The 13,262-nt window shown below is 53.0% G+C and carries 14 protein-coding genes; 2 read left to right on the top strand and 12 right to left on the bottom strand.

Annotated elements, in window-relative coordinates; translation table 11 throughout:
* Positions 1–48 precede the first annotated feature (48 nt).
* From ffh to GURA_RS19175, 3 genes are all read right to left on the bottom strand, one after another.
* Positions 49–1,398: a signal recognition particle protein gene (ffh, locus tag GURA_RS19165; protein ID WP_011940566.1), complete on the bottom strand. Its 1,350-nt coding sequence runs from the start codon at positions 1,396–1,398 to the stop codon at positions 49–51.
* 141 nt (positions 1,399–1,539) lie between these two features.
* Positions 1,540–2,121, bottom strand: a complete 582-nt coding sequence (yedF, locus tag GURA_RS19170; RefSeq protein ID WP_011940567.1) for a sulfurtransferase-like selenium metabolism protein YedF — start codon at positions 2,119–2,121, stop codon at positions 1,540–1,542.
* Positions 2,122–2,148: 27 nt separating this feature from the next.
* On the bottom strand, positions 2,149–2,409 hold the full coding sequence (locus GURA_RS19175) for a DUF3343 domain-containing protein (RefSeq protein ID WP_011940568.1): 261 nt from the start codon (positions 2,407–2,409) through the stop codon (positions 2,149–2,151).
* A 125-nt stretch (positions 2,410–2,534) separates the two neighbouring features.
* On the opposite strand from GURA_RS19175, the gene GURA_RS19180 reads away from it, so the two are divergent.
* Positions 2,535–2,792, top strand: coding sequence for a hypothetical protein (locus GURA_RS19180; RefSeq protein WP_011940569.1), 258 nt, complete (start codon positions 2,535–2,537; stop codon positions 2,790–2,792).
* On the top strand, positions 2,785–3,264 hold the full coding sequence (locus tag GURA_RS19185; RefSeq protein ID WP_041245559.1) for a DUF721 domain-containing protein: 480 nt from the start codon (positions 2,785–2,787) through the stop codon (positions 3,262–3,264). The genes GURA_RS19180 and GURA_RS19185 overlap by 8 nt, the downstream gene beginning before the upstream one ends.
* Before the next feature lie 244 nt (positions 3,265–3,508).
* On the opposite strand, the gene GURA_RS19190 is transcribed toward GURA_RS19185, so the two are convergent.
* The 9 genes from GURA_RS19190 to GURA_RS19230 form a co-directional block, all read right to left on the bottom strand.
* Positions 3,509–4,012, bottom strand: coding sequence for a glycosyltransferase family 2 protein (locus tag GURA_RS19190; protein ID WP_232278944.1), 504 nt, complete (start codon positions 4,010–4,012; stop codon positions 3,509–3,511).
* An 83-nt stretch (positions 4,013–4,095) separates the two neighbouring features.
* Complete coding sequence (locus GURA_RS19195; RefSeq protein ID WP_011940571.1) at positions 4,096–4,482, bottom strand: hypothetical protein; 387 nt, start codon at positions 4,480–4,482, stop codon at positions 4,096–4,098.
* Between the two features lie 215 nt (positions 4,483–4,697).
* Complete coding sequence (locus GURA_RS19200) at positions 4,698–5,414, bottom strand: glycosyltransferase family 2 protein (RefSeq protein ID WP_011940572.1); 717 nt, start codon at positions 5,412–5,414, stop codon at positions 4,698–4,700.
* 36 nt (positions 5,415–5,450) lie between these two features.
* Entirely contained in the window at positions 5,451–7,055 is a 1,605-nt protein-coding gene (locus GURA_RS19205) for a glycosyltransferase family 39 protein (protein ID WP_011940573.1), read from the bottom strand.
* Between the two features lie 20 nt (positions 7,056–7,075).
* Entirely contained in the window at positions 7,076–7,678 is a 603-nt protein-coding gene (locus GURA_RS19210) for a glycosyltransferase family 2 protein (RefSeq protein ID WP_232278945.1), read from the bottom strand.
* A gap of 100 nt (positions 7,679–7,778) precedes the next feature.
* The gene (locus GURA_RS19215; protein ID WP_011940574.1) at positions 7,779–8,549 is read right to left on the bottom strand and encodes a tRNA1(Val) (adenine(37)-N6)-methyltransferase; all 771 of its coding nucleotides are present in this window, start codon (positions 8,547–8,549) and stop codon (positions 7,779–7,781) included.
* On the bottom strand, positions 8,546–10,975 hold the full coding sequence (locus GURA_RS19220; RefSeq protein ID WP_011940575.1) for a glycosyltransferase family protein: 2,430 nt from the start codon (positions 10,973–10,975) through the stop codon (positions 8,546–8,548). Before GURA_RS19220 ends, GURA_RS19215 begins: the two co-directional genes overlap by 4 nt.
* A 70-nt stretch (positions 10,976–11,045) precedes the next feature.
* Positions 11,046–12,161 carry a glycosyltransferase family 4 protein gene (locus GURA_RS19225; RefSeq protein ID WP_011940576.1) on the bottom strand — a complete coding sequence of 372 codons (1,116 nt, stop codon included), beginning with the start codon at positions 12,159–12,161 and terminating at the stop codon, positions 11,046–11,048.
* A 10-nt stretch (positions 12,162–12,171) separates the two neighbouring features.
* Complete coding sequence (locus GURA_RS19230) at positions 12,172–13,260, bottom strand: ADP-heptose--LPS heptosyltransferase (protein ID WP_011940577.1); 1,089 nt, start codon at positions 13,258–13,260, stop codon at positions 12,172–12,174.
* Positions 13,261–13,262: the final 2 nt, after the last annotated feature.

Consider the following 13,262-nt stretch of genomic DNA (forward strand, 5'->3'; position numbering starts at 1 on the left):
CTTCCTCCTGGTATTATCACGGCCTCTGCCGCAACTTTGTGTTTAGTATTAAAAGGGAAACATCCCTTTTCCCATTCCCTTCATAAGCCCTTTGGGGCCGAGCTTCTGCAACTGCTTGACCACTTTTTGCGCCTCGGTGAAGCGCTTGAGGAGCTGGTTGACCTCCTGCACGGAAGTACCACTCCCCTTGGCAATGCGTAACCGCCGGCTGCCGTTGATGATGGAGTGGTTTGCCCGCTCCGCGCGGGTCATGGAATCGATGATCGCCTCGATCCGCTTCAACTCCCTCTCGCTCGGCTGGGCGCCCTGCATCTGCTTCATCATCTTGCCCATACCGGGGATCATCCCCATGATCGACTCGAGGGAGCCCATCTTCTTCAATTGTTGGAGCTGGCCCTTGAAATCATCCAGATCAAAATTGCTTTTCTTCAGCTTCTTCTGGAGACGCTCGGCCTCCGTTGCATCGAAGGTGGACTGGGCCTTCTCAATAAGGGTCAGCACATCCCCCATACCGAGAATGCGCGACACGAGACGGTCCGCATGGAACACCTCGAGCGCGTCCAGCTTTTCCCCTAGCCCGACGAATTTTACCGGCTTGCCGCTGACCGCCTTGATGGAAAGGGCCGCGCCCCCCTTAGCATCGCCGTCCAGCTTGGTAAGAACAACGCCCGTGATGCCGAGACGCTCGTCAAAGCCGGCCGCGACGTTGACCGCTTCCTGGCCGGTCATGGCATCCGCAACGAAGAGGATTTCGCGGGGATCGACCGCATCACGGATATGGACCAGTTCATCCATCAGATATTCATCGATCTGATGACGGCCTGCTGTATCGAAGATCACCGTGTCGAAGCCGGACAGCTCTGCGTACTTCAAGGCATTGCGACAGATATCGAGCGGCTTCTGGTCCGCCTGAGAATCATACACCTCGATCGACAGCTGCCGCCCAAGGGTTTTCAGCTGCTCGATAGCCGCCGGACGGTAGACATCGGCAGGAACCATCAGCGGTTTTCTCCGCTGCGCCTTCAGGTACCTGGCCAGCTTGCCGCAGGTAGTGGTCTTGCCGGCGCCCTGAAGGCCCACCATCATAATGGCAACCGGCGGCTTGGCCGCCAGATCGAGGCTGTTATCCTCACCACCCCCCATGAGACTGACCAGCTCGTCATGGACAATCTTGACCACCTGCTGGCCCGGCGAAAGGCTTTGCAAAACCTGGGTGCCGACCGCTTTTTCCCGGACACGCTCGACAAAATCCTTGACGACCTTGAAATTCACGTCCGCCTCAAGGAGCGCCAGACGCACTTCACGCAGGGCATCCTTGATATTCTCCTCGGTCATCACACCATGGCCGCGGAGCTTCTTAAAGACCAGATCAAGTTTATCGGAAAGGCTTTCGAACATCTAAACTCTGCTGTAATTTCAAACTGTTATGTGACGATTTTGTCACGCCATGCAAAACGCGCAATTTACCACTTGTAAAGGGGTAACTTTAGTAGAAAGTCCAGCTTTTTGTCAAGATAAAATTCACTTATGCATTTCTATTCAGACCCGAATCACGGAACGCGCCTGCAACATGCTTTCGGCAATGGTGAACATGTTGGTCACCGTGCCGGCAGCCAGCTTGTCCTTACGATGAAAGAAATCGAGACAGACCCCGCAGGAAAAAATCTCCACCCCCCGATTTCCAAGCTTTTCCAAGGCTTCGATCACTTCGGAACCTTCGGTGGTCAAAAGCACGCCGGTATTGACAAACAGCATCAGGTCGGGAACGTCTGTCACATCGAGCAGGGTTATGATGAAATTTTTCATCAGGAGTCGTCCCAACTCCTCAGGGCCATCACCCAGCCGGTCAGCGGCGACCAGCATGACAGTCTTACCCCCTATGCTCACGACACCTTCCTTCGCTTGCTGCTGCGTCCCTGAAATGACCAGAGAGAACGCCCCGCCGACGACCGTTTCCTCGACTTCAAGCCCACGGTTTGCGGCAAAGCGGCCGACATTTTCCCGTGGCGCCCCGTCATCGAGCAATACATTCAGCGGCTCTCCCGGATTCTCTTCCAAAGCCCGTTTCACCATCACAACCGGTTGCGGACAAGCCATATTTCTGCAATCAATGGTTTTCAACCTTTCCTCCCAATCAGTCTCACAGGGTCAACAACCCTCCACTTTTTCGTATCGATCATTCCGCTTCACATACAATTCAGCCGGCTGAAGTCCTTCCTCCGCCAGCACCATCTCCACCGAATCCTTAATATCGGTGCCATACCTGATGGCAAGGCCGCAATCGGATTGTAACGCCCGTGGCACCGGAATGAGAAGAATTCCCAACCTCCGCCCCTTCAATATCTTTTCAGCTTTCATCACCCGATGGATGGAGTTGAAAACAGCCACATAATCACCGTCTCGGACCAATATCGTACCCTTTCACGAAGTAAACCGATTGCTGCACAATTTTACACAGGGACGTCAACTTTTCAAGCAATAAGCGCATTGACAAAAACATGCTAAATTCATACTATACCGCCGAGAGGTAGAGAATGCATCCTGTTTTATTATTCTTAGGGATTATGGCGCTGGCCTGCATCATTAACCTGCCGTTCGGCTATCTGCGCCAGAATTACGAGAAGTTCACCTTCGGCTGGTATTTTTATGTCCACATCTCGATACCGATCATTATCTACCTGCGGATAAAGTCGGGATTCAGCTGGAAGCTTATCCCACTGACGCTGGGGAGCGCAGTTGCCGGTCAATTGATCGGCGGAAAACTTAACAAGAAAAGGAAATCCCTTGGCTGAAAAACGCCCGAAGATGCCCCGGCCGGCAGCCGTTGCCGACCTCCTTGCCGAAATCTTTCAGGGCAAACCGGTGGGGAAACGGCTGAATGAGGGAAAGATCTGGCTTGTCTGGGAGATAGCCGTTGGAGAGCAGATAGCGGCCCGCGCGAGACCGACCGGTTTCCGTGACGGTGTTCTGACCGTGACTGTGGACAGCGCCCCCTGGATGCAGCAGTTGAGCTACCTGAAAAAGCAGATCATCGCCAAGCTGAACAAGAGGCTCGGCGAAGAACTGGTAAAAGATATTTTTCTCCGAGCTGGAAGTAGGGAAGAGTCTGTCCCACAGCCAACTGCACTGAGAAAAAAAGCAAGACCCCTCTCCAGCGAAGAAAAGGAAAAAATTGCCGAATACTCTTCGGCAATAGCCGACTCTGAACTACGCGGTGCATTTGCCAGCCTGGTGGCGCGACATAAGGCCGACCGGGAAGAGTAAATCGCGTGGCTTAACTGAACTTACGTTGCAGAGTAAATCCTAATTGAACAGGTTATATTTCAATATGCATTTTATTGCAGAAAGGCCGTCTTTCCACCCGATTTTTTTCCCTTCTTTGTAGGTCCTTCCTGAATAGGAAATGCCGACTTCGTATATTCTCACATCAAGTTTGGCCACCTTTGCGGTAAACTCGGGCTCAAAGCCGAAACGTTTTTCTTCCAGCCTCAATTCGCGCAAAACATCCTTAATGAAAACCTTGTAGCATGATTCCATGTCCGTAAGATTTAAATTGGTAAACATGTTTGACAAGAAGGTTAAGAACTTGTTTCCCATCATATGCCAAAAAAAACACCACTCGGTGGGGAGCCCCACCCACAAAACGTGAACCGTAAACTACATCAGCCTTATCATCAAAAATAGGCTGTAAAAGCTGAGAATAATCCCGTGGGTCATATTCCAGGTCAGCGTCTTGAATTATAATTATTTCGCCATTGACCATGCTGAAACCGGTCTGAAGGGCGGCACCCTTGCCGAGATTTTTGTCATGAAAAATCAACTGCATGTTTTCCACGCTTAACTTCTTTAACAAATCCCGTGTGCCGTCAGTGGAACAATCATCAACAATGATTATCTCCTTGTTAAAAGGAACCTCGGAGACTCTCTGAATAATCTCTAGAAGGGTATTGCATTCGTTATAAACCGGGATCACTATGGATATCTTAGTATTTTCATCATATCTTTTATACATATTGAACCATCCAGACAATATTAAATACAATATAAGAAATACCGCTGCACAAATGAAAGAATGTTCCTACGTACAAAATTGATTCAAGTCATTATAGCCGCAATAATTGCGGTCCTTTTTTCAAACATCTCAAGTGCCAGCATATAAACCGCAGGCACAAGCAATAAAAACATCATGTGTGAAACTATACCGGCAACAGACAATAAATCTTTGACATTGAAGAGATAAGAAATAACAGCTATGAAAATAGATTGGAGAGGCAGAAACATGCTTGCCTGCCAGCCCAGTTCTTTTGTCTGCAACAGGTTTCTCGCGATCTGGAGATAAACTGTCCCGTCGGTAGAGAGTCCGGGTTGTTGAGAATAAAAGTAGAGGATGATAACAGACAAGATGATTGAAAAGAGTATTCCGTAATGTTCTCGAAAAAAATATTGAATACATTCAGTGGTATTTTGATTATTGGCCTTCATATAACCTTCTTTTATGAATTGGAATATTGGGAAAGGGATTTTTTTCTGAGACTGAAAAAAATTTCAGAAACTTCATTTTCCCCACCACACATATTGAAAATTAATCCGATGTATTCTTTTGAGATAACCGACCAGGCCGTTATTCCCTTCGGCTCCTGCCAGCGGAGCTTTTTCCCGCCGGGAGAAAGTTAGTGATGAGATTGCCCCGGATATCGTCAAAATTTTCTCCTGCTCCGACCGCCTGACCTGAAAAGATTATATTTGAGAATGCAGCGTAAAGCCGAAAACCCGTCCATCCAGCCAATCTTCTTTCCTTCTTCATATGTTCTGCCGTAATAGGATATGCCGACTTCGAAGATTCTGCATTTCGTCCTGGCCAATTTTGCGGTGATTTCGGGTTCAAAGCCGAACCTGTTTTCCTCTATCTCAATCGACTGGATAATCTCTCGCCGGAATGCTTTATAGCAGGTCTCCATATCCGTCAAGTTAAGGTTGGTGAAAGTATTGGAAAGCAGGGTCAGAATACCATTTCCCACCCTGTGCCAGAAATAGACCACCCGATGCGCGCCTTCACCAATAAAACGGGAGCCGAAAACGACATCCGCCTTTCCATGCAGAATCGGATCGATTATCTTTGTGTACTCATTCGGATCATATTCCAAGTCTGCATCTTGAATTATAACGATATCGCCGGTTGCCGCCGCTATTCCGGTCCGGAGTGCAGCGCCTTTCCCCTGGTTAACAGCATGATAGAGGACTTTATCCACCAGCGACGCAACACTGTTTCTCAGTACTTCTCTTGTGCCGTCAGTAGAACAGTCATCGACAACGATAATTTCCTTGTGAGGATAAGGAGAAGCTTTAACTGCCTCTACAATAGTCTTGATAGTGTCCAGTTCGTTATAACACGGAATAATAATTGATAATTGCATAAGATACCTTAATGGGGCTTGATTGGAGGGACAGTTCTATTTCAGCAGGTAGCGATAGATAACGAACCCGCCAAGATCCGGAAAATAATTTCCGCTTAACACCTCTATCCCGTAAGCCGGGTTGACGGGCTTGCCTTCCAGCGGGCCGAGAAGTTCAATCAACTCCTGCCTCCGCGATAAGACTGAATTTGTATCGATCAACAGGAAGCGGGCTCCGTTTTTCCTGCCATAGTCAACAACTTCTTTGACCCCTCCTTTGGGGAGAGTAATAACTGGACGATCAGCAAAATAGCCGACAAGCCCCCAACGGGTCATGATCACGTCGTTTTTTTGCGAATTATTTTTTATGATTTCACCGGCGCCCTTGTAAATTTTTTCCGTTAACATTACCTGCCTTACCAATTCCGGTGACTGATAATTTGCGTCGGCCTGCTTATAGAACCCAAAAGAAACATATGACACGACCAACAATAGCAAGACAGACAATCCGGCCTCATATACTGCGGATTTCATGACAGGCCTGAACTTTTCAACAACTCTCCAGACCCCTTTAGCTGCAGTTTCGAAAAACGCAATAAAGCAGACAAACATAACCGTGAAGATCGGATAGATGTAGGAATGAGTTTTGGGTATGGTTACTATATAATTCGGCGAAGTTACAGCCAATAGTATTAACATATAGATAAAATTCTTTGCCCTTCTGCCCCAGAGAAGAATTACCATTCCCGCCCAGGACACGAGATGCATCCATATGGGAAAAGTAGAATAATATACCCGTGAGAAAGCCTTGATATTTGCCCATACTGCATCAATAAAGACAGGCACCGTCCCATAGTAATCTTTCCAGACTGATCCGCCAGTCCCGGTTTTTTTCAATTCTCCCTTGGCATTCAGCGTCAGTACGACATCCGCAGTTTTAACATGTGATTCCGTCAGGGGTGACAGTGCCCATTGGCCAATATGGTTATGCAGAGAAATCAGATAGGGACCAGCCAGAAGAAGAAACCCAAGCAGGAAAACTAATGGAGCAGCAACCTTTTTTCTATTGAAATTACCTTTTCCTATTAAAGGCAACAAGCACACCAGGAAGCCGCAAACAAAGCCGACAAATCCTTCCGGTCTTGCCAGGTAGGAAAGGGCAAATAATATTCCCGCTCCGCATAACCAGCCTTTACCATTCTTTTCCACTCCCTGGTGGAGAAGCACAATTCCCCACAAAAGGTAACAGAGATAACTCGATTGGCTCAGGGGGGAAGTGGTAAAAATCAAGCTGAAGGAGAAAAATGCCCAGAGCAGACAGACTGCCAGGGCGGGGATACGGGAAAGGTAGATCCGTGCCAGGATAAAGAGGGGGAGTACTGTCAGTGCATCCATGAAAATCGAGGCAAGGCGCGCGGCATATTCCAGATCAACCGGCAGTAGGGCAAAAAGGGCAATGACTAATGGATAGCCGGGGGGCCTGCCAGCGGTATCCAAAGGCTGCAGCTGGAAAATATTTTTTGCCACTACCATATATCCTACGGCGTCCTGCTCATGGATCATCATCGGGTAGCGGTAGGTCACCAGGAAATGATATCTGAGGGCAAATGCCAGCATACAGGCAAAAATCGGCAAACAATATTCCCACTTCTTCAGCAGCATACCGAACCTCACGTTTCTAATCATTTTTCTTTTCCAAATATCCGGAAGCACATCAAACCCCACCGCTGGAGCCTGAATTGCACAGCAGTTTTAAGGACGCCGAGGCCATAGATGACGCTCCGCCGGAAATTGATGGAGGAGGCGTCTTCGAAATATTTGGTCGGACAGCTCACCTCCCCGATCCGGTAGCCGAACCAGACAAGCTGGGCCAGCATCTGGTTGTCGAAGACGAAATCATCGGAGTTTCTGTCGAGCGGGAGTTGCTCCAGGATTTCCCGGGAAAAGGCACGATAGCCCGTGTGGTATTCAGACAGTTTGTGCCCCAGCATGAGATTCTCAAAAAAAGTCAGGAAGCGGTTGGCAACGTACTTGTAGAACGGCATCCCCCCCTTCAACGCGCCGACCCCCAGGATGCGGGAGGCGAGCACCGCGTCGAATTCGCTGTAGGCAATCATGGACACCATGGCGGTGATCAGCTTGGGGGTATACTGGTAGTCGGGGTGGAGCATGACCACGATGTCCGCGCCCAGGTCGAGGGCCGTTTTGTAGCAGGTCTTCTGGTTGCCGCCGTATCCCTTGTTCTCCTCATGAACGATGGTCCGAATCCCGAGACGCCGGGCCACCTAGGCCGTGTCGTCCCGACTGGCGTCATCAACCAGTATCACGTCATCGACAAACTCGAAGGGGATCTCCTTATAAGTAATTTCAAGTGTTTTTGCCGCGTTATAGGCCGGCAAAACAACTGCTATCCTCTTGTTGTTCAGCATCGTTTCCCCAACATATGTGTTGCATTTCCGAACTGTATCCGCCATCTCCGGCATAGACGATGAGGGGCGGCAGTACCGATAAATCCCCCCTCCGCCCCTTGACCAACTCTACGAGAAACATTCCCGCCCCAGAGATGTCGTTGCCGTGCACCATACGAAGCCGCAACGGGGCGAGCTTCAGCAGAGCTGCCTCGGCAAAAAGCTCCACCAATCGGGACGGATGATAGATGAAGCAGATCCTCCCCCCCGGTTTGACCAGGTATTTCGCCGCCGTCAGGAAATCGGTGAGGCATGCGGTAGATTCGTGCCGTGCCTTGTCCCGTCCGGCCCTGGGGCTCACCCGACCGGTACCGGCTCTGCGGTAGGGGGGATTCGAAACGACCAGGTCAAAGGATGATACGGGAAACACCCCCTTCAAGGAGGTGATATCCGCGGCCAGAATGGAAATCCTGTCGCCGAGGCCGTTGATACTGACGTTGCGCAAGGCCAAATCCGCCAGCAATGCCTGGAATTCCACCCCGGTAACGGTGACATCCTCCGCCTCCCTGGCCAGGATCAGGGGGATGATGCCGCAGCCGCTCCCGAGGTCAATGGCCCGTTCGCCGGTCCTGATGGCGGCAAAGTCGCACAAAAGAAGCGGGTCGAGGGAGAATCGGTAGCCGTCCCGCGGCTGGCCAATGCTCAGCCGGTGTCTGCGCAACTCGTCGACGGTTTCTTCACCTTTCACCTTTCACCTTTCACGCGCTTTCGCCACAGGTAGAGTTCCCTCCCCACCACCATGGCAAAAAATGCAAACGACGCCAGGGTCAGGTACTTGCCGACCTTGAACGGCAGCGGGTCAAAACGCATCTCCACCGCGTGGCTACCCGCTGTCAGATATATCCCCCGCAGAACGTGGTCCACCGGATAAATATCGGCGTCCTTGCCGTCTACGGTAGCCCGCCACCCCTTGTAAAACTTCTCACCCACAACGAGGATGGCATTCTGCGCCGGATTTGCCGTGAAACTGATTTTGTCTCCCTCGTAATGGGTGACCGCGACGCCACCAACCGCCACTGGCGGCTGCATGTTCGGGGCCGGCATCGGGATGGGCGCCGGCGATTCCACGAGTGCAATGGCGCGGGGGTCAAAGGAGGGGTTCTGCAAAATGGCCAGGCCCTGCTGACGATCACTTACGGGAAGCACCGACGGCACAAGCCAGGCCTTCGGCAGGACCCGTCTGTTTTCCACAACAACCTCGGAACCATCGGGCGACGTGAACACCGGCACGTACTTGTCACCAAGCTGCGCCTTTTCCTGCTGGTACTGGTTCGCATCGTAGACGAGGTATTTGACGTTGAGCATATCGGGCAGTGCGGAATTGAAGCTGAAGATGTCGAGGATCTCCTGCCACCGCCTTTGCTGCACCGGCATGGAGGTGAACATGACCGGAATGCCGTTGGTGGCATACTGGTTAGGGTCGGCGCTGAGCGGGAGGACCCGGTATTCCTTCGGCTGGCGCGAAAGATACTCGATGACCGGCGTTTTTATCCCCTTTGACTTCTGCGGCACATCGACAAGAAACATGAACTTGGCGTTGACCCTCCCCACATCTGCCAGATAGAGGAACAGAAGAAGAAAGGGAAGCGCCTTCAGCATGCGCCGGCTCCTGGCGGAAACAACGAATACGGCGGCGTAAACAGCGGCCACGACAGCTGCAATGCCGGTCTCGGAGACGATATTGTTCCACCGCTGGGCAATGAGCTGCGGTCCCTGCTCGTAGCGGGTCGGCTGGGAAAGCATATCGTAGAATGAACCGATCCAGCGCTCCTTGCCAGCCAGCTCGATGCCGACGAGCAGAAGGAGAAGGAGGGGAAGGGCAACGAGGGACAGGAGGTAGTACCTGAATTTCCTGTCAGCACGGCACTCCTTGTCCAGCAGTATGTCCACCCCCCGCGCGGCCAGGACACCGAGGCCGAAAACAGGGATGAACATCATCATCTTCGGCACCCGGAAACGGTTGATGCCGGGGAAATAATCGAAGAGAAACTGGTAGAAGATGCTGTATTTCCCCATGGAAAAAGTTATTCCCCCCGCCACCGCCAGGAGACCCAGCCAGGTGTACCTGTCGCGGCGGAAGATGAGCGGCAGCGGGAGCAGGAGCCAGGGGAGGAGCCCCATGTAGTCGGCGGTCTGGGTGAAGTGCATCCTCCCCCAGTAGTAGGAGGCGATGTTGCTCGGGTTCTCCCCACCTTCCTGTCGCGACAGGCCGAAAAAGCCGGGGATAACGAAGGTTGCCAGCTCCTCCGGCGGCAGGGACCAGGACATGGCCTCATCTATCTGCAAACCGCCTTTCCCCTGGTTCGCCCCGCTCTGCGCCCCCCGGTTCGTTTCCACCGACCAGCTGGCGAGGGGGAGGAGAGAGATGGCGACGGTTGTAAGGAAGAAACAGAGGGTGGCGAGGTTGAGCAGAAGCAATCGGCCTATGCCTTTGCCGCTCCTTTCACGTTCGGCAAAGATGATGCCGAGCGAGCGGAGGATGCCGTAAATGCCGATTGCGAGGCAGGTGTAGAATGCGATCTGCCAGTGATAGTTGAAAAACTGGAAGGCGAGGGTGAAAGCGGTTGCCAGGAAGAAAAAGAGGCGCCGCCCCTGGAACCCCTTCTCCAGAAAATAGAAGGCCAGCGGCGCATAGGAAATGGTGGCTATTTTCAGCACATGGCCGGCATTGATCAGCGAGGCGTTTTCCGTGGCGCAGGCAAAGATGAGCCCACCGAGAAAGGCGGCGGCCCTGCCGGCGCCGATGGCCCGGCAGTAGAGGAAAGTGCCCACGGCACCGAAAAAGAGATGGAAGACGATGAACCATGCCACGTTGGCAGGGGAAGGAATCAGCCAGTATATGAGCCGGTGGTAAAAGAGGAACTGCATGGATGCCCCACCACCCTCTGTCGTATCGCCGCTGTTAAAGAAAATGGACCAGCCGGCGCTTGACAGGTCAATGCGGAATATGTCAAAAAACCGGATTGAATGGAGGTCCTTTACCGCCCAGTAATGTTCATTGAGGATGTCAGGGGCGCGGATGATCTTGTCGGTGAAGAGGATGTGTGAAAAAGCTCCGATCAATACCGCAAGCAAGAGCGCCAGCGCCAGTAAATCCTTCCTGCGTTCTGTCATTTTTATTACTCCGTTGTATAAGGGCAACCCTGTGTGGTTGCCCTGATTGGGCGGCCACATGGGGCCGCCCCTACTCTTCACTCTTCACTGCCTTATAAATGTCCAGCGTCTCTCTGGCGGCCGCCTCCCAGGAAAAGGACTTCGCCCGGCGACGTCCCTGCTCCCGCATGGCCGTCGCCGTTTCTTCATTTTCTAGCACTCTGAGAAGCGCCGCGGCAACCTCCTCCACGGCCATGGGAGGGACGGCAATCCCCGCATCGCCCACCACCTCCGGCAGGGATGTGGTGTTGGACGTTATCACAGGCACGCCGCACGCCATGGCTTCCAAGGGCGGCAGGCCGAACCCTTCGAAGAGCGACAGGTAGACGAAAACCCGTGCGCCGTCGTAAATAAAGGGGAGTTCCCCGTCGGGGACAAAACCGGTGAATACCACCTCGCCGTCGAGATTGAGCTCCCTGATCCGGCTGAACAGCCTGTCGTAAAGCCACCCCTTGCGACCGACGATGACGAGTTTCCCCGCAAATGCCCCCTTGCCTTTCAGCAGGCTGAACGCCTCGATGAGGGTGTCCAGGTTCTTTCGCGGCTGGATGGTCCCCACATAGAGGATGTAATCAGCCGGCAGCCCGTATTTCCCCCTGACGGCCGCGCCGGCAGCGGCATCACGGGACTCGATCATGGCAGGATCGAAACCGAGCATGATCGCCCTGATCTTTTCCGGCGCCACCCGGAAATCGGCCATGATCTCCTGCCTGGCGTGTTCCGAATCGGTGATGATGAAAGCGCTCCTCCTGGCGGCGATGGGTATCTGCAGCCGCCAGTAGATCCGCGCAGCCAGCTTCTCCGTTTCCGGGTGCTTGATGGGGATCAGGTCGTGCAGGGTGACCACCACCGGGCATGGTGCGAAATAGGGGATCGCGCTCTTCGGACAGTGGAGGATGTCCACCCGCTCCCTCTTGCAGGCAAGGGGGAGCAGCACATGCTCGCGCCAGAGCCGGGTGAGCGGGTTTTTGCCCGGCAGGACCATTTCCCGTGCCGCGGGGAATCTGCCCAAATGAACGGGATCGTTGTAGAAAACAATATACTCGTTTTCGCGGTCAATGCGGAGCAGCGCTTCAAGCAGCCCCAATACATACGTCCGCGGCCCCCCTTGGGTGGAAATGGTTGAAGCATCAATGGCGATACGCACAGTTTGTTTCCTATCCAGTAAGGGTTTTAGCCGTAAAGTCGCAGCCGGGATCAATAATCTCGACCTTCTGTCCCAACGGCCGCCACTGCTCCGCATCGTTCAGATCGTTCCAGAACACGGTGGTTTCTGTGCCCGACAACGCGGCGATATGGGCGGCCAAAGAATCGAGGGTGTAGACGTGCCGGGCCCTCTGGAAAAAAACCAGCAGTTGCAAAATGGTGAATGCCCCCGTCAGGTCCGACAGGCCCTCACCGGCCGCCGCTGCAATCTCCGCAAAGAGGCGCCCCTCTTCCTTGCTGCCGGTTATGGCCACCCGGCTGCGATCATCCACATTGCGGACCACCCGGGCCCAGAAATTTCCGTCCAGGAGCTTTCTCTTGTCGCCGCTGCCTGGATGGATGGCAACAAAATCCGTAAGGCCAAATCTTTCAAGGACTGCCTCTACAAACGCATAGTCCTCTTTGCCCGGATAAAGTTCGTAGCGGAGGCACTTCAATGGCGCCCCCACCCCCACCATGCCTGCAACCTCCAGGTAGTGCGCCACCTCATGCACACCTTCGCGCCAATCGGCAACGGCATCGATAAGCGGGCCGAAGCCACCGGTGCGGTGACCGGCGATGAAGCGGCAATTGCCGAGCCTCGCCAGCAGGACCAGGTCTCCTCCGGCGTCGCGGAAATTGAGACAGAGGTCGTATCTTTCCCGACGAAGCGTTTTCAGCGTGCTAACCAGCGTTTTAAAAAAATCGGCGAGTTTCCGAAAAAACGAGAGGCTCCCCCGGTTATAGGCGGGATGGTTGAGAACGATCCTCTTTCTTATGAAGGGATTGTTTTCAAGCACCGGCAACGCCCACGCACCGCAGACGATGTCGATGTCCGCATCTTTATACCTGTTTTTTATCAGTGGCACAACCGATGTCAGCATCAGCATGTCGCCCAGGTGGTCCGGCTTGATCAGCAGTATCTTTGCAACCCGGTCCGGCAAAGGCCTCCCCTTGCCGCAGATATGCCCCAGCAGACGATCGATGAGCGCAAGGGCAATGATCACCCACCTGTTTTTAAAGCGGTACCCCCGCCGCAATGTCGTCTTCCGGCTCACCATAT

Source organism: Geotalea uraniireducens Rf4, assembly GCF_000016745.1.
GTDB classification, from domain to species: domain Bacteria; phylum Desulfobacterota; class Desulfuromonadia; order Geobacterales; family Geobacteraceae; genus Geotalea; species Geotalea uraniireducens.